The organism is Syntrophotaleaceae bacterium, from assembly GCA_041390365.1.
GTDB lineage: Bacteria > Desulfobacterota > Desulfuromonadia > Desulfuromonadales > Syntrophotaleaceae > JAWKQB01.
Genome location: JAWKQB010000002.1, coordinates 1,153,619 through 1,171,069, shown reverse-complemented (window position 1 = coordinate 1,171,069; position 17,451 = coordinate 1,153,619). Strand labels below are relative to the sequence as shown.

12 protein-coding genes are annotated in these 17,451 nt (G+C 58.7%); 2 read left to right on the top strand and 10 right to left on the bottom strand.

Features of this window, described 5'->3' with window-relative positions:
• Nucleotides 1–2: 2 nt before the first annotated feature.
• The 10 genes from R2940_12460 to R2940_12415 all read right to left on the bottom strand — a co-directional run bounded on the left by R2940_12460 (nucleotide 3) and on the right by R2940_12415 (nucleotide 13,558).
• Complete coding sequence (locus R2940_12460; protein ID MEZ4600592.1) at nucleotides 3–1,124, bottom strand: ABC transporter permease; 1,122 nt, start codon at nucleotides 1,122–1,124, stop codon at nucleotides 3–5.
• Between the two features lie 3 nt (nucleotides 1,125–1,127).
• Nucleotides 1,128–3,899 (bottom strand): ribosome-associated ATPase/putative transporter RbbA, encoded by a 2,772-nt coding sequence (rbbA, locus tag R2940_12455; protein MEZ4600591.1) that lies wholly within the window; start codon nucleotides 3,897–3,899, stop codon nucleotides 1,128–1,130.
• A 17-nt stretch (nucleotides 3,900–3,916) separates the two neighbouring features.
• On the bottom strand, nucleotides 3,917–5,002 hold the full coding sequence (locus R2940_12450) for an HlyD family efflux transporter periplasmic adaptor subunit (protein ID MEZ4600590.1): 1,086 nt from the start codon (nucleotides 5,000–5,002) through the stop codon (nucleotides 3,917–3,919).
• A gap of 31 nt (nucleotides 5,003–5,033) precedes the next feature.
• Complete coding sequence (gene wrbA / locus R2940_12445; protein ID MEZ4600589.1) at nucleotides 5,034–5,654, bottom strand: NAD(P)H:quinone oxidoreductase; 621 nt, start codon at nucleotides 5,652–5,654, stop codon at nucleotides 5,034–5,036.
• A gap of 47 nt (nucleotides 5,655–5,701) precedes the next feature.
• Nucleotides 5,702–6,376: a TetR family transcriptional regulator gene (locus R2940_12440; protein ID MEZ4600588.1), complete on the bottom strand. Its 675-nt coding sequence runs from the start codon at nucleotides 6,374–6,376 to the stop codon at nucleotides 5,702–5,704.
• Between the two features lie 107 nt (nucleotides 6,377–6,483).
• Nucleotides 6,484–7,092, bottom strand: a complete 609-nt coding sequence (locus R2940_12435) for a TetR/AcrR family transcriptional regulator (GenBank protein MEZ4600587.1) — start codon at nucleotides 7,090–7,092, stop codon at nucleotides 6,484–6,486.
• Nucleotides 7,093–7,118: 26 nt separating this feature from the next.
• The gene (locus tag R2940_12430; GenBank protein ID MEZ4600586.1) at nucleotides 7,119–7,757 is read right to left on the bottom strand and encodes a methyltransferase domain-containing protein; all 639 of its coding nucleotides are present in this window, start codon (nucleotides 7,755–7,757) and stop codon (nucleotides 7,119–7,121) included.
• A complete protein-coding gene (locus R2940_12425; protein MEZ4600585.1) occupies nucleotides 7,744–9,210 on the bottom strand; it encodes an efflux transporter outer membrane subunit in 1,467 nt (488 codons plus the stop codon). Before R2940_12425 ends, R2940_12430 begins: the two co-directional genes overlap by 14 nt.
• On the bottom strand, nucleotides 9,207–12,386 hold the full coding sequence (locus tag R2940_12420) for an efflux RND transporter permease subunit (GenBank protein MEZ4600584.1): 3,180 nt from the start codon (nucleotides 12,384–12,386) through the stop codon (nucleotides 9,207–9,209). Before R2940_12420 ends, R2940_12425 begins: the two co-directional genes overlap by 4 nt.
• Entirely contained in the window at nucleotides 12,386–13,558 is a 1,173-nt protein-coding gene (locus R2940_12415; protein MEZ4600583.1) for an efflux RND transporter periplasmic adaptor subunit, read from the bottom strand. The genes R2940_12420 and R2940_12415 overlap by 1 nt, the downstream gene beginning before the upstream one ends.
• A 1,149-nt stretch (nucleotides 13,559–14,707) precedes the next feature.
• Here R2940_12415 and R2940_12410 point away from each other — a divergent pair.
• Together R2940_12410 and R2940_12405 are read left to right on the top strand one after the other, a co-directional pair.
• The gene (locus R2940_12410) at nucleotides 14,708–15,925 is read left to right on the top strand and encodes an integrase arm-type DNA-binding domain-containing protein (GenBank protein ID MEZ4600582.1); all 1,218 of its coding nucleotides are present in this window, start codon (nucleotides 14,708–14,710) and stop codon (nucleotides 15,923–15,925) included.
• 749 nt (nucleotides 15,926–16,674) lie between these two features.
• Nucleotides 16,675–17,187 carry a hypothetical protein gene (locus tag R2940_12405; protein MEZ4600581.1) on the top strand — a complete coding sequence of 171 codons (513 nt, stop codon included), beginning with the start codon at nucleotides 16,675–16,677 and terminating at the stop codon, nucleotides 17,185–17,187.
• Nucleotides 17,188–17,451: the final 264 nt, after the last annotated feature.

The following is a 17,451-nucleotide window of genomic DNA, read 5'->3' as shown; positions in this document are numbered from 1 at the left end:
GTTCAGCCCATGGTGGCGATGGTACGGCGGAAGCGCAGGAGCGTGAGGCCGAACAGCGCCGACCCGATGACGGCGATGGCGAGGAACTGGGGCCAGACGACAGCCAGCCCGGCGCCCCGGTAGAGAATCGCCTGGGCCAGCATCACGAAGTGGGTGTTGGGCGCGGCCAGCATCACGAACTGGACAAACTCCGGCATGCTCTCGCGCGGCGTGGTGCCGCCGGAGAGCATCTGCAGCGGCAGCAGCACCAGCATGAGCAGCAGGGCGAACTGCGGCATGGAGCGGGCGACGGTGCCGAGGAAGATTCCCATGGAGGTGGTGGCGAACAGATGCAGCGCCGCCCCGACCAGAAACAGCGCCAGCGAGCCTTCGACCGGCACTGCGAGCCAACCCTGCACCACGACGATCAGGGCGACCGCCGTGGCGGCCAGCACCACCAGCCCCATCGACCACACCTTGCTGCTCATGATCTCGAAGGGGGTGACCGGCATGACCAGCAGGTGCTCCACTGTGCCGTGCTCGCGTTCGCGGATCAGCGCCGCGCCGGTGAGCACGATGGAGAGCATGGTCACGTTGTTGATGACCTCCATGATGGCGCCGAACCACGATTTGTTGAGTTGGGGATTGAAGCGCGCCCGCAGCGCCAGTTCGACCGGCAGCTCCGGCACGTCGCGATAGCGCTGCGCGAAGGCGCGCACCTCGTCGCCGACGATGGCCTGGATATAGCCGCTGCCGGTGAAGGCCTGGCTCATGCGCGTGGCATCGACGTTGAGCTGGATGGTCGGGCGCCGCCCGGCCAGCAGGTCGCGCTGGAAATTGGGCGGGATATCGAGGGCGAAGGTCGCGAGCCCGGCGTCCAGTCGCGCATCCATCTCGGCTTGATCGATCAGCTCGGGCGGCATGAAATAAGGCGGATAAAAAGCGCTGACGATACGCCATGACAGGGGTGACTGGTCTTCATTGACAATGGCGATCGGCGCCTTGTTGAGGGATTCCGGCATGGCCGTGGCCGCGGTGTAGACGCCGACTGTGAACGCATAAACGATCAGCACCAGCATGATCGGATCACGAACGAGACTGTAGAGTTCCTTGATGCCCAGATGGAAGACGTTGGTCACGCGCATGGTTTAGCGCTCCTGTTTCTTCAGCAGCACGGCAGCCAGCCCGAGCAGGATCGGTACGGCCAGCGCCAGCGGCATGAAGGCGGCCTTGAGGTCGGCAAAACCGAGCGCCTTCGAGAAGGTTCCGCGGGCGATGTTCAGGAAATGCGTGGTCGGATACAGCTCGCCGATCACGCGTCCCGCCCCTTCGAGCGATGACACCGGATCGATCATCCCGGAGAAGTTGACCGCCGGCAGGATGCTTAGCAGGGCGGTGCCGAAGAGCGCCGCGACCTGGCTGCGCGTGAAGGTCGATATCAACAGGCCGATGGCCGTGGCGGCGCCGACATAGAGCAGCGCGCCCGCGGCAAGCGTCGCGAAACTGCCCTTGAGCGGCACGCCGAAGACGGTGACCGCCAGCAGGGTCAGCAGGAGAAAGCTCAGGAAGGACAGGACCAGATAGGGAAACTGCTTGCCAAGCAGGAACTCCAGCCGCGTGGTGGGCGTGACGTAGAAGTTGGTGATCGAGCCAAGTTCCTTCTCGCGCACCACGCTGAGCGCGGCGAGCATGGCCGGGATCATCATCAGCAGCAGCGGGATCACCGCCGGCACCATGGCCACCAGGCTTTTCACGTCCGGGTTGTAGCGGAACCGGGTTTCGATGTTGGCGAGGCCCGCCAAAGCCTCGCCGTAGCCGGCCTCGCGCGCCTTGGTGGCCAGCCAGTGGGCGTGCATGCCCTGCACGTAGCCGCGCACGGTCTCGGCGCGGGTGGGCATGGCGCCGTCGATCCAGGCGCCGATCTCGACCGACCGGCCGCGGGCGAGGTCGCGGGCGAAGCCGGGTGGAATCTCGATGGCCAGGTTCAGTTCGCCCGAGCGCATGCGGCGGTCGAGTTCGGCGTAGTCGGCGATCGGCGGTCGCTCGATGAAGTACCGTGATCCGTCGAGATTGAGCGTGTAATCGCGGCTGACCGTGGTCTGGTCGCGGTCCAGCACCGCGAAGGTCAGGTCCTCGACATCGAGGCTGATGCCGTAGCCCATCACGAACATCAGGATGACGCTGCCGAGTAGCGCCAAGGTCAGGCGGATGGGATCGCGGCGCAGTTCCAGGGCTTCGCACAGAGCGTAGCTCGCCATGCGCCGCGGGTCGAAAAAGCGTCGCCAGCCCTGCGGCTCGGCATGGATTCGCGGCGCACCGTCGGTCACGGGCGCGGCGGGGAGGGCTCCCGTTTCGCCGTTTCCCCCGGGACCAGTCGCGGCCGCATCTTCGAGGGAGCGGATGAACGCGTCTTCCAGTGTGCGCACGCCCCGCTGCTCGGCAAGGGCGGCGGGGGCGCCGGTGACGAGCACGCGGCCGGCGTGCATCAGTGAAATGCGGTCGCAGCGCTCGGCCTCGTTCATAAAATGGGTGGAAATGAAGATGGTGACATTGTCGCGGCGCGAGAGTTCGACCAGGATGCGCCAGAAGGCGTCGCGCGCCACGGGATCCACGCCCGAGGTCGGCTCGTCCAGGATCAGCATCTCCGGTTTGTGGATCAAGGCCACCGCGAGCGACATGCGCTGGCGGTGGCCCAGCGGCAATCGGTCCGGCAGGCTGTCGATGACGGAAGCCAGATCGAAGCGCGCCACCATCTCCTCCACTCGCTGCGGAATCTCGGCGGCGGGCACATGGAACAGCCGCGCGTGCAGCGCCAGGTTCTGCCGCACCGTCAGCTCGGTGTAGAGCGAGAAGAACTGCGACATGTAGCCGACGCGCCGGCGGGTCGCCAGATCGTGCGGGTCCACTTCGTGTCCGAACAGCCAGGCCCGGCCTTCGCTCGGCGGCAGCAGGCCCGTGAGCATTTTCATGGTGGTGGTCTTGCCGCAGCCGTTGGAGCCGAGAAAACCGAAGATCTCGCCGCGGGTGATGCGCAGGCTCACATGGTCCACCGCGGTGAAATCGCCGAAGCGCATGGTCAGATCCCGCGCCTCGATGGCAACCTCGCCGTCGGCCCCGGCGGGGCGCGGCGGGATCTCCACTTCCCGATAGTCCCGGCGCTTGTCTTCCGGCAACAGGCGGATGAAAGCGGCTTCCAGAGAGGCGGCGCCGGTGCGTTCGAGCAGCGTCGGAGGGGCGCCGGTCCCCAGCACCCGCCCGCCATCCATCGCCGCCAGCCAGTCGAAGCGCGCCGCCTCCTCCATGTAAGCGGTGGCCACCAGCACGCTCATGCCGGGTTGGTTCGCGCGGATGGCGTCGATCAAATCCCAGAACTGCCGCCGCGAAAGCGGGTCGACGCCGGTGGTGGGCTCGTCCAGGATCAGCAGGTCGGGGTCGTGGATCAGCGCGCAGCACAGGCCGAGCTTCTGCTTCATGCCGCCGGAGAGCTTGCCGGCCAGGCGATCCAGAAACGGGAACAGGCCGGTGGCACGGGTCAGCGCCTCGATGCGCCGCCGGCGTTCGCCGCCGGCGTGGCCGAACAGCCGGGCGAAAAAATCGAGGTTTTCCCGCACCGACAGGGTGGGGTAGAGGTTGCGACCCAGTCCCTGCGGCATGTAGGCGATGCGCGGGCAGGTTGCGCGACGATGGCCGGCATCGGCCATGTCGCCGCCGAGCACCTCGACCCGGCCGGCCTGGATGGCGCGCGCGCCGGCGATGAGCGCCAGCAGGCTGGACTTGCCCACCCCGTCCGGGCCGATCAGCCCGGCCATGCAGCCGGCCGGGACGTCGAGGCTGACCTCGTCGAGCGCGCAGGTCTTGCCATAGCGCACGCCTACCTCGTGCAATCGCGCCACCGGCTGGGCTACCGGCCCGCTCTCCATTCCGCGCCGATTCGCGTTCATTGCGGCAGCCGGACCTGCAGTTCAGGGGGCCAGTCGGCCTGCGGGTCGAGCCGCACGTAGGCCATGCCCGGCAGGCCGGTCTTGACCTGGTGGAGATGCCGCTTGAGCAGGTCGGGGTCGATCCGCGCCTTGATGCGGAACATCAGCTTCTGGCGTTCTTCCGCCGTTTCCACCGTCTTGGGCGTGAACTGGGCGACGTCGGCGACGAAGGAGATTTTGGCCGGGATCACGTATTGCGGGGCGGCATCGAGCACGAGCCGTGCCTCGGCCCCGAGCGCTACCCTGCCGGCCTGTTGCGTCGGCAGGAAGAAAGTCATGTAGACCTCGGTGAGGTCGACCATATTCAATACCGTCCCCCCGGAGGCCATCACTTCGCCGGGCTGGGCCACACGGTATTGCACCCGCCCTTCCCGCGGCGATTTCAACACGCTGTCGTCAAGGTCCGCCTGGATCCGCTCAAGAATGGCCCTGGCTGCCTCGACATCGGCCCGTGCGCCATGCACCTGCGATCTGGCCGTGGCAATGGCTGCATCCGCCCTTGCGACATCGGCCTCACCGGCACGGAGCATGGCCTCGGCGCTGAGAAAAACGGCACGATCATCTTCGAATTTCTGCTGTGAGACCGCTTTGTCGGCGACCAGCGATTGCGAACGCTCCAACCGCTTCTTGGCAACCTCGACCTCGGCTTGGCGTTGCGCGACCACCGCCTGCGCGGCCTTTTTCTCGCTTTGGCGCTGCACGACCAGACTGTTGGCGATATGTACCGCGTTCTCCGCCTGCCGCAAGCGGGCCAACGTCTCTTTTTGCTGCGCTTCCAGAACGGCGGTGTCCATCTTGGCCAGAACTTTTCCGACCGGGACATAATCGCCTTCGTCCACAAAAATCTCCTTGATCTTTCCGGCCCTCGGCGTGGCGATATCGATTTCCACTGCCTCGATGCGGCCGTTGCCGCTGGCAATACGCTCATCCAGTCCGTCACCCTGGAAATGACGCCAAAGCAACAGGCCCGCTACCGCTGCCATGCCAACGAGCAACGCGCTCGTACCCCACTTTTTAAATTTTACGTTCAATGACATCTTCATCCATTCCTCATTCCTAAACGATCATGGATCATCAAGCGCCTTTTTTGAGTTTCCGTGCGATTCGCGCCACATGGGCGCCCTGAAAACGGGCGCCGTTCAGTTCATTGTCGCTGGGCATCCTCTCTCCCTGGCCTCCGGCGATGGTTGAAGCGCCATAGGGCGATCCGCCGCTGATTTCGGCGATACCCATTTGACCGGCGAAAGCATAAGGGAGACCGACCACCACCATGCCATGATGTAACAGCGTAACATGAAAGCTGAGGATGGTCGTCTCCTGACCGCCATGCTGCGTGGCGGAACTGGTAAAGACACTGCCAGGCTTGCCGATCAGGGATCCTTTCCGCCAGAGGCCGCCGCTGGCATCCAGGAATTGGCGCATTTGGCCGCACATATTGCCGAAGCGGGTCGGGGTGCCGAAGATAATCGCATCCGCCTCCTCAAGGTCATCCATCGTGGCCACCTGGATATGGGCCTGCCTCTTTTGGAACTCCACGGCGTCCATCATCTCCAGTACTTCTCTTGGGAGGGTTTCCGGAACCCGCCTGACCAATACTTCGCATCCTGCGACCTTTAAAACACCTTCCGAGACCGCTTCCGCCATTCTGAAAACGTGGCCGTGCAAACTGTAGTAAACGATCAATACCTTGCACATGGTTTGTTCCTCCCTTTTTCTCGCCTGGCATCAAAACCAGCTGGATTTCATTGTTTTTCCTCGCCGGGACAAGGGGCGCGCATACCGCTTGTTATGAAATCCAGTAACATATCCTTTACTGTCCCGAGATCGTTTCCCGGCTGGGAAATTTCGGAAGACGGCAAACCGGCGCTGCACAGGCGCATGCAATGCGTCATGGCGCCGATGGCAAAATGGAGCCGCCAGAACAGTGCATCCTCCGCCAGGTCGGGAAGGGCATCATGCAAGACCTCGAACAAAAGTTTGAAGGGCGCTTTAAACTGATTGATGAAAATGGTTCTGATGGCAGCATCCGGTTCGGAAAAGGCATGCGCCGCCAAGGCAAGAAAACATCTTTTCTCCCGCGTGAGCATGTCCGACGTAAAAGCCGGTTCGATAAAAGCGCGCAAGCATTCCCTGACCAAGAGCCCGGTGTCCTTCAGGACGGCGTTTGCCCTGATAGCCTCCAGTCTCTCGATGCGCTGTTGATTAATCGGCCGCCACCGGCGTTCAACGACCTTTTCGATCAAAGTCATCTTGGAGCCAAAATGATAATTGACCGCCGCCAGATTAACCTTTGCCTCGGAAGCAAGTCGCTTTATGGAAGTGCGGTGGAAGCCGTCGCGCGCGAAAAGGCGTTCCGCCGCGTCCAGAATGCGCAGCTTGGTGTCCGATTGAAGGCTTTCGCGTGACCTGTTCGTCATTACCTGTTCGTTCGTGAGGAGAGGGTCTTTTTGTTCATCGGCTCCATGGACATGTGCTTAATATCGCGACAAATAGCGATATCTCCCTGCTTCTTTTCTTCATACGGTCATTCAAATCGGATTTTCCCTTCCTTGACCCCTCCCAGCAGCAGGCGCACCACATGCGCAGCCACCTCTTCCGGGGAGTCATGATCCGGGGAGCTGCCCAACAGATGCCGCCGCAGGGGAGTTATCTGGTAGTGATAGGCCATCAGGCCAACTATGGAGATGGCCAGCATATGTGAGTCATAGCCGGGGGCGAGCTCACCGCAAAGGGAGAGGAGCGACGTGAAAAATTCATGAAAAACCTGGTCCGCCAGCAGTTGCAGGCGCTTGTTATCTTCCGCCAATATTTCCCGCTGGATCAACTTGTTGAAATCAGGCTCGTCATGGATGAGCCGGCAAAGAGCCTCGGCAAACTTTTTCAGCCGCTGCTCGGGGGGGGCATCCGCGCCCAGGGCCGCCGATAATGTCTCGGCCCTTCGGGCAAACGCATAAGACATGGCGGCCATGTAGAGAGTATGCTTGTCCTGAAAGTGATGATAGAGGGTTGCCGGATTCAGGCCGACTTCAGTGGCGAGGCTGCGCATGGAAACGCCATTGAAACCGGCTTCGGCAAAAAGGGGGATAGCGGCTTCCAGGATTTTGACTTTATTTTCCGGAAAGTTCGATTGCATTTATTGTCGCCTTCTCTCTTTTTCCTTTACTTGGTTGACAAGGGCACGAACAAAAACGGGCGGTACAGGCTGCCCCTTTCATTCGTGTTGCCGTCACCTTTTCGATAAAGAGACAGGTAATGATATGGCCCAATCTCGATTTCTTGTTTTATCGCTGGGATAAAGCCCGCGCAACGGAGTGTCTCATCAAGCTCACCCGGAGCGATACGGATTTTGACGGGGGGCCCGGGAGTGCCGACTATTTTTTTATACTCTATCACCGCCAAGGTTCCGCGAGGCTTCAAAACCCTCTTGATTTCGCGTAGCGCCTCCTGGTCGCTGCCTTGTGAAAACAAGTCATGGAAAACCTTGGTCAAGAGACACAAATCCATGGTTTCGCTGCCAAGAGGTAGCGAACCTGAAGTGACGACATTGGGGATGATGTTGGTGATGGCGCTATCCGAAATCTCCTCAATGAAACGTTCGAACCCTTCCTCCCGCAGATAAAAGACAAAGATCTTGCCGTGCGGGCAGAGCGATGCCATGGCAAAGGTATAGGCGCCAAAGCCGCCCGCCATGTCCAAGATGGCGCTGTCACTGCGAATCGGCAGGAAAGCAAGGAGTTTTTCAGGGTCTATCCTGTCAGAACCGCTTTTGCCATCAGTGACTGACTTATTGTTGTCCATCCTTTCTTCCTGTCTCCGAGGAATTCTCCGATACATCAGGTTCGTTATTTTTTTCCGATACTCCGCCTCCCAATACAGCGTAAAGCCGTACCCGGTTTGCGAGTTTGGCCAGGCGCAACGTCACCAGCCCCTGCTGGGCGGCAAAGTGAGATCGTTGCGCGTCAAGGACCCCGAGGTAACTGTCGATTCCATCCGTATAGCGTATGTCGGCGAGGCGATAGGTTGCCGCGGTCGCGGTGACCAGGGAGAGCTGGGCCGCGATCTGCTGATCGATTGTTCCCTGTAAGGCAAGAGAATCCGCTACTTCCCTGAAGGCGTTCTGAATGGCAAGCTCATACTGGGTCAAAACAATTTCCCGATCGGACTTGCTGACCCTGAGCGCTGCCCAGACTCGGGCGTCGAAAATCGGCGCCACGACCCGCGGCGTGAAACTCCAGGTGCCCGTTCCGGAACCGAAGAGACCGGAGAGGTCGTCACTGGCCGTCCCCACTGCGGTAGTCAGCGCAATCCGGGGGAAAAAGGCCGCCCGTGCCGCGCCGATAAAGGCGTATGCTCCCTTGAGCCGATGCTCCGCCGCCATGATGTCAGGCCTCTGCAAGAGGATTTCAGAGGACAGGCCCGCGGAAATTTCCGCGGGCGGGGTAACGCCTTCGAGGTCAATCGGCAGCAACTCATCGGGAACCGGTATGCCGGCGAGGAGATTCAAGGCGTTTTGATCCTGGGCCACCAGCTGTGTAAAAAGGGCGACGTCTCCCCGGGCCGTCTCCACCGGTATCTGTGCCCGCCGCAGATCCAGTTCGTTGGCGAGACCTGCGTCATACTGTTTTCGCACCAGACTGTAAGACGCCTGCTGCGTTTCCAGGGTGGACCGGGCCAGTTGCAGATTTTCCCGGTCCGCGGCAAGGGTCAGATACACGCGGGCGACCTCGCCAACCAACGCAATCTCGGCGCTCCGCCTGGCCTCCTCGGTTGCCAGATACTCCTCCAAGGCCTGATCCTTCAGGCTGCGGATCCGCCCGAAAAAATCGATCTCCCAGGATGCAACCCCCAGATCGAGGCTGTACTGTTCCCTCGTGCGGGTATCCCCCGGTTTCACAAGATCGGATGACAGGCCTTGCTTGCCTCCCTCGCCGCTTGCCTGAACCGCCGGAAACAGCTCGGCCCGTTGCACGCCATAGAGAGCCCGGGCCCGTAACACGTTCTGGGCGGCTAGCCGCAGTTCCCGATTATTTTCCAGGGCGATGCCGATGACTTTTTGCAGCTTCCCGTCGGTGAAAAACTCTTGCCGGTTCAGGTCCGGGGCAATCGGCGATTCGGGTATGGCCTGGTATGCCTCGCCCTTCGGCCACTCCGCCGGGATCGGCGCTTCCGGCCGCAGGTATTTGGGAGCAAGAGAACAACCTCCGGCAATAAGACCGATGCCGGTCAGCAAAATTGCTAATCGTCTGTTCATTTATTTCCCTCCGCCATGGCGCTTTCCTCAACATAGTCCATGGTTACTTCTTTTCGATGTTTGCCAAGCGCCTTGTAGATCATGACGTAAAAGAGCGGCGCGAACAGGATAACCAGTAAGGTTGAAGTAACCACGCCCCCGAGAACGCCGATGCCGATTGCCCGTTGCGCTCCCGATCCTGCTCCGGTGGCCAACGCCAGGGGCAGTACCCCGAAACCGAAGGCCAGCGATGTCATAATGATCGGCCTGAGCCGCAGTTTGGCGCCTTGGAGTGTCGCTTCGATCAAGCCCATGCCTTCATCGACCTTTGCCCTGGCGAATTGGACGATCAGGATGGCGTTCTTGGTGGTGAGCCCCAGGGTGATCAGCAGGCCGATCTGAAAATAGACGTCGTTGGGCATCCCGCCAGTGCTGGTGGCGATCACGCCGCCGATGGCGCCAAGGGGCATGGTCAGCAGGATGGCGATGGGGATGGGCCAGCTTTCGTAAAGGGCCGCCAGGCAGAGGAAGATGGCGAAAACCGAAAAAGCATAGAGCAGAGGGGCCATGGAACCGCCCTGCCGTTCCTGGTAGGAAAGTCCGGTCCAGTCGGCGGCGATTCCGGTCGGCAGTTTGGCGACAATCTCCTCGATGGCGGCCATGGCCTCGCCGGTGCTGTGGCCTGGAGCCGGCTCGCCCCAGATATTGATCGACGGAAAGGCGTTGAAACGCTCGAGCTGTGGCGAGCCGGTCGCCCAGCGCCCCTCGGCAAAGGATGAGACGGGGACCATTTTGCCGGAGGTGTTGCGCACATAGAGTTTTTCCAGGTCGTGCGGCAGCATGCGATAGGGCGCGTCCACCTGGGCATATACCTTTTTGACCCGGCCGGCCTGGATAAAATCGTTGACATAGGCGCTGCCGAAGGCGGCCGAGATGGTGTTATGAATGGAGTCGATGGGAATCCCCAGAGCGCCGGCCTTGTCCCAGTCAACATCGAGGTGGTATTCGGCCACATCATTCATTCCGTTGGGCCGGACCCTGATCAGGCGGGGGTCTTGGGCCGCCATGCCGAGGAGTTGGTTGCGCGCCTCCATGAGTTTATCGTGGCCCAAGCCTCCACGGTCCACGAGCTGCAGGTCGAAGCCGGTGCCCATCCCCAGTTCGATGACCGGGGGGGGCGGGAAAGCGAAGACCATGGCTTCATTTATCTGAGAAAATGCCCCCATGGCGCGGCCGGCAATGGCCTTGACTTTCAGGTCGGGCCGCTGGCGAAGCTCCCAGTCCCTGAGCTTGACAAAGCTCATGGCTATATTCTGGCCCTCGCCGCTGAAGCTCCTGCCCGCGATGGTAATGAGTGAATCCACCCCCTCCTTCTCGTTGGTCAGAAAATGATCCGTGACTTTGGCCATGACCGCTTCCGTCTGCTCGAGCGTCGAGCCGGAGGGGAGCATGGCCTGAACCAGGAGGATGCCTTGATCCTCATCCGGAATATAGGATGTGGGCATGCGCTGGAACAGATAGCCCATGGCCACGACAATCAGCACGAAGACAAACAGGTAGCGGAGTTTTTTCGCCAACACGTGGCCAACCAGCCGCACATAAAAATCCCTGGACCGGAAGAAGAACCGGTCGAACCAGCGGAAGAAAGGCCGAAGGAACCAAACGGCGCCCTCCGAGGGTTCATGCCCCTTGGGAATCGGCTTGAGCATGGTGGCGCAGAGCACCGGGGTCAGGACCAAGGCCACGACCACCGACAGGAGCATGGACGAAATGACGGTGATGGAGAATTGGCGATAGATGACCCCGGTGGAGCCGGGGAAAAAGGCCATGGGGCCGAATACCGCCGAAAGCACGAGACCGATGCCGATCAGGGCGCTGGTGATCTCGTCCATCGATTTGGCGGTGGCTTCGCGGGGGGAGAGCCCTTCCTCGGCCATGATCCGCTCGACGTTCTCCACCACCACGATGGCATCGTCGACCAGAAGACCAATGGCCAGCACCATGGCAAACATGGTCAGCATGTTGATGGAAAACCCGAAGAGCCCCAGGATGCCGAACGTGCCGAGCAGAACCACGGGCACCGCGATGGTGGGAATAAGAGTGGCTCGGAAAGTCCCCATGAAGATGTACATGATCACAAAGACCAGAAAGACCGCTTCAAAAAGGGTCTTGACCACCTCGTCGATCGCCACCTGGGTAAAAGGTGTCGTGTCGTAGGGGTAAACAACTTTCATTCCAGGGGGGAAATATCTGCTCATTTCCTCCAGTTTCAGTTTGACGGCATCGGCCGTTTCCAAGGCATTGGCGCCAGCGGCCTGGCGAATAGCCATGGCGGCGGACGGTTTGCCATTGTATTTTGAAACGCTGTCGTAACGTTCGCTTCCCAATTCAGTGTAACCAATGTCACTGACGCGCACCACGGAGCCGTCCGGATTGGTGCGGACAGGAATGGCCGCGAATTCCTCCGGCGTCTGGAGCAGGTGCTGCACAACGATGGATGCGTTCAGGCGCTGCCCATCGACGGCCGGCGCCCCGCCCAGCTGGCCGGCGGACACCTCGACATTGTAGGCCCTGAGCGCCCCGATGACATCCTCCATGGTCAGACTGTAACTGATCAGCTTGTCCGGATTGACCCAGACCCGCATGGCGTACTGGGAGCCGAAACTCATCACTTCGCCAACGCCGGGCACCCGGGAGAGCACTTTTTCCAGGTTGGATTGGGCATAATCCTCCAAATCACTGCTGTCCATGCTCCCGTCTTCGGAAGTAAGACCAACAATGATCAGGAAGTTTCTGGTGGATTTGCTGACCTTGACGCCCTGGCGCTGAACCACGTCGGGGAGGCTGGCCATGGCAAGCTGCAGCTTGTTCTGTACCTTGGACCAGGCTACATCCGGATCGGTTCCCGGCGCAAAGGTCAGCTCGACCCTGGCGGCTCCTGATGATGAGCTGGTGCCTGCGAGGTAGAGCATGTCGTCCAGACCGGTCATCTTCTGCTCGATGATCTGGGTGACGGTGTTTTCCACGGTTTCGGCCGAGGCGCCGGGAAAGAAGGCGTCTATGGCGATGGAGGGAGGCGCTATCGGCGGATACTGCGCCACCGGCAGGTTATAGATGGCCAGCCCGCCCGCCGTCATCATGATGATGGCGATAACCCAGGCGAAAACCGGACGGTCAAGGAAGAATTTTGACAGCATCACTTTCCTCCTTCACCGCGATTTTGCGATGGATTATCGGAACGGTTCGAGGGACCAGACCCGTCTGCGTTTTTTTGTTCGGCAGGGGAAGGTTCGAAAGGGACGGCATTTACCGGCGTACCCGGGCGCAGCATGGTCAATCCTTCCACGATCAACTTGTCGCCCGGAGAGAGGCCGGCCGAAACCAGCCATTTATCGCCGATGGCCCGGTCGAGAGTCAGCGGCCGAAATGCGGCTGTGCTTTCCGCGTCGACAACCAGGGCGTAGGGATTGCCCTTGGGATCGCGGGACACGCCCTGCTGGGGAACGAGGATCGCCCGTTCGTTGACGCCTTCCCTGACCACGGCCCTGACGAACATGCCGGGGAGCAGTATGCTCCTCGGATTGGGAACAACCGTTCGCAGGATGACCGAGCCCGTGGTCGGATCAACAGTGACATCACTGAATTCAAGGGTTCCTGCTTCCGGGTATGGAGTGCCGTTCTCCAGGATAATATCGACTGCATTGTGATCCGTTCCGTTTCGCGTAAGGCGGCCGTCTTCGAGGCGCTGCTTCAAACGCAGCAATTCGGTGGTCGATTGAGGCACATCCACAAATATCGGGTCGAGCTGCTGAATGGTCGCCAGGGCCAGAGGCTGGTATGCCGTGACAATGGCGCCGTCGGTCACGTTGGACTTGCCGATGCGTCCCGAGATGGGCGCGCTTATTTGGGTGTAATTCAGGTTGATGCGCGCTGTTTCCAACGCCGCCCGGTAAAATTCGATATCTGCCTCGACCTGGGCCAGGGCGGCGGCCGCGTCATCGTAAGCCTGCTGGCTGACGGCCTTGTCGGCCAGTGATTTTCTGTAACGCTCCGCCTTCGACCTGGTCGCGGGCAGATTCGCTTCGGATCGGCCAAGGGCGGCCTGTGCGTTATCGAGCGCGGCTTGAAACGGCGCGGGATCAATCTGGTAAAGTACCTGTCCGACTGTGACCAGGGAGCCTTCTTCAAACAATCGCTTCAGGATCAGGCCACTGACCTGGGGCCGGATTTCCGCGACCCGGAAGGGTGAGGTGCGGCCCGGTAATTCGGTTGACAATGTGATTTTCTCCGGCTGCATCGCCACAAATGAAACTTGTGGAGTCGGGTGAGGCGGCGGGCCCTGCTGCGCACGGTCGCAACCGCCGAGCACCAACCCGGAAAGCAGCAGCAAGAGCGGCAGGCCTGACAAAAAATGACGAAGACCAGGGTATGTGGTTTCCGGCCAGACCTCTCTCAGCGATGATCCTTTTCTTCGCGAATTTTGCCTCGTTGACATAAATCCTCCGTAACTACTCCTCGGTAATGTTATTTTCTTGGCAATCCGACTCATCAGCCCCGTTGAAGACAAAGTCCGCATGGTCACCTCAATTAATTTAAATCGTTAACCAATAGTCCAAGTGGACATACGGTTTCTTTCCCGATTATCCACGGGGAAAATCCTGCAAACCATCCCAAACAAACGTTTGATTAAACGTATCAGCGCAAAAAAAAATTGTCAACTGGTATCTGCTTGCCCAAAGCGGGGGGCGGTCAAATCTGGAGGCGATCTGATCAGGGGCGTTCGCTGTCGTGCAACCGGGTTGTTTGGGGGTGCAGAATGTCAGGAATAAAACGTTGCACAAGTCAGTGCGGGAAGCGGGCGCGAAGTCCACACGAACCGTTGTGCGCTACCTCGCGGAACAGGGCGTGGGGAAGAAATCAGGCGAACTGCCGAAGGAAACAGTCAGGTCGGCGGACAAGCTGTCGCTGGCCGCTAAGGGAACGAAGCAGGGGGGGCGGCCCAGTCCGGTTCGCGGCCGATTTCATCGACGCCGAAACGGATCAATGGCCGCTGCTTCTCCCGTAATAACGGCGTCCTTGATGCAATTCGATTCCGTTTTGGGAACCGAACCGGCGTCCGAAAACCGGATTTGAAGTTGTTGCGGCTCGACGCCAGGTATTCGATTTTACTGCAAACCCGTCACCCTCGTCCAGTGCCGGGAAATCAGGGGAGAAATTCGTTTCTCTGGTCGGGTTGTCGGGAAGTGGTTGTGCAAGATGACTTCGGCGTTTATTATCAAGGAGTTACGAGGAGCGCGGGCTTTGAGGCTGTTTTGCGGTAGGTCGTCGTTCCCTCCACCAATTCAAAATCCATAGTAAGCCAATATGGTCAGGAAGCCCGCTAAATCAGCGGGCTTTTTGTTTATCTAGTGTCCAGTAGTGCCCATTAAAATATATTGACATCCGGGGGTAACAGGGGTAACTTTTGGCAATAGTTACCCCGAGAGCGAAACTGTTACCCCCAAAAGGAGGACTTGCCATGCCCCTGACCGATGCAAAAATCCGCAACGCCAAACCCGGCGCAAAGCAGGTGAAGCTTTTTGATGGTGACGGGTTGTTTTTGCTGGTTGCTCCCAATGGGGGTAAGTGGTGGCGCTTCAAGTACCGCTTTGGGGGTAAGGAAAAATTGCTGTCCTTTGGCACTTACCCCGAAGTTAGCCTAGCCGACGCCAGAGAAAAGCGTTTTCAGGCCCGCAAGCAGGTAGCGGCGGGGATTGACCCTGGCGAAGTCAGAAAAGCGCAACAGGCGGCAAATGCCGAGCAAGAGGACACCTTTGAAGTCGTGGCCCGTGAATGGCACGGCAAGTATGCCCCTACCTGGTCCCCCAGTCACGGCAAAACCACTTTAAGGCGGTTAGAGGCTGACGTTTTCCCGGTCATGGGAACGCGGCCCATTGGCGAAATCAAGGCCCCTGAAGTTCTGAAAATGCTGCGGCGGATTGAATCAAGGGGGGCGCTTGAAACTGCCCACCGGATAAGAACCATATGCGGGCAGGTTTTCCGCTATGCGGTTGCCACCGGACGGGCCGAAAGGGATTGCACAGCCGACCTTAAAGGAGCACTGCCACCCTATAAAAAAGGCCACCTTGCGGCAATTACCGATCCGGCCAAGGTTGCCGAACTGCTGAAGGCCATTGACGGCTTTCAAGGCTCTTTCGTAGTCAAGAGCGCCATGCAATTAGCCCCGCTGGTTTTTGTCCGTCCTGGCGAATTGCGGCAAGCGGAATGGTCAGAAATCGACCTTGACGCGGCAGAATGGAACATTCCCGCCGAACGGATGAAGATGAAAGAGCCGCACCTTGTGCCCCTGTCGGCGCAAGCCGTGGAAATCCTGCGGGAACTGCAAGCCCTGACAGGCCGGAGCCGCTACCTTTTCCCCTCTGCCCGCTCAAATGCCCGGCCAATGAGCAACAACGCCATAAATGCGGCCTTACGGCGCATGGGCTTTGAAAAGGACGAAATGACCGGGCACGGTTTCCGGGCAATGGCCCGAACTATTCTTGATGAAGTGCTGCAATTCCGTCCTGATTTCATCGAGCATCAGTTAGCCCATGCCGTGAGAGACCCTAACGGGCGGGCATACAATCGGACAGCCCACCTTGCCGAGCGTAAGAAGATGATGCAGCTTTGGGCTGATTACCTGGACGGCTTGAAGGCAGGGGCGAAGGTGATTCCGATCAGTCGGGCAAGGGGGTAACTTCCCCTACCGGAAAAGGTGCAGTGTGTAGAAATTCTACACAAGGTAGCGGCAAGGGTACGGGGGGGACCTCGCCCCCCTTCGCCCCGTGGTCGTCGTTGTTGCTGTCAGTCCCCCCGCTCACCGTCATAATCACAAAAGGGGTTCTGGATCGGCCTGAACCTCTGATTTTCCACAAAATGCAGTAAAGGGCAGTCTAATTGAAGCTATCCACAAAAGGAGGGTAAGACCATGAAAGACGTTCTTTATGTAGTTGTCTGCAATTCCCCGGAGTGTGTTTACTCGGTCAATGGCAGTTGTCAAAAAGATTCTAGTTTTGAGGTTGGCGACATAAAAGTTGTTGACGGCAAGTGCCAGTCCTTCAAGAGGAAAAGCTAGTCTCTTCTTTACTACAACAGGAATCCCCTCCGGCAAAGCCGGGGGGGACGTGCTAAGGAGGGGAATCCAGTGAATATTATATTTGTTATTGGCATTGTGTTTATTCTGATTTTATTGATTGGTATTTATTCGGGTATATGTACCTTGATAACATTGATTGAAAAACACAACGAAAATAGAGGTATAGACGCAAGGAACATATTAGAGTTACTTGGAAAAATAGGGAGGACCTTGACTTAGTTTAGCAAATTGTTTGTTCCCCGCCTATCGGGACGCCGAGAAAAGCCGAATACCTTCAACGGCATGGCGGGGTTCTTTTTTAAAGGTTTGTTATGGAAAATATAGATTGCGAAAGGCAGGAAGAAAATTGTTTGAACAATGAGATTCGAAGCCTGAGACTCCGGGTCAAAAAGCTCGAATCGGAAAACCAACAGCTCAAAAAGCGCATTGAAGAGCTGTATGATGAGGCTGACGACGCCCAGGGAGTTATAACCATGTATTCGGGTATGGTCGCCGATTTGTTTTCCCAGATAGAGGGGTTTGTAAACGTGGCTCATAGGAGCAAAAAGCGCAATCGACAGCCCGGGCCGCTAGGGGTAGAGATTATCAACTTTCTCCAGAAAACATATGGTAAGCGCGAAAGCATGCCGGCTCTCTCAACTCTATTTGAGTTGTTTATGCAGCATGTTCAAGGGCTTTGTGAGCAAGGGCACGCGCATTTTCTTGACCTGGAAGAGAAAGACAGCGAAGAGAAAGACAACAAATTCGATCTGTACCTGCATGGGAGCGACACCCCAATTAAGGCTGATACCATTTATAAAAAATTAAGTCGCTACGTAAAACAACTCCAAAAGGAAGGCTTATTGCCGCCGTCAAGACGTTAAGAAGAAACAATATTCACGCTTATTCCTTTAAGTGTGAATCCCGCCTCGAAGATGGCCTCCGGTAGATCACTTTAGATTACAGGAGGCCATTAATGAAAAAGCAAATCCCTACCAACGAAAAACTGCTTCGATTGCCACAAGTTTTAGCGATCATCCCAGTTGGCCGGTCCACTTGGTGGAAATGGGTCGCAGAAGGTAAAGCGCCTCAGCCAGTGCGACTAGGTAGCCGCTGCACTTGCTGGCGTGAAAGCGATGTGCTCGCCC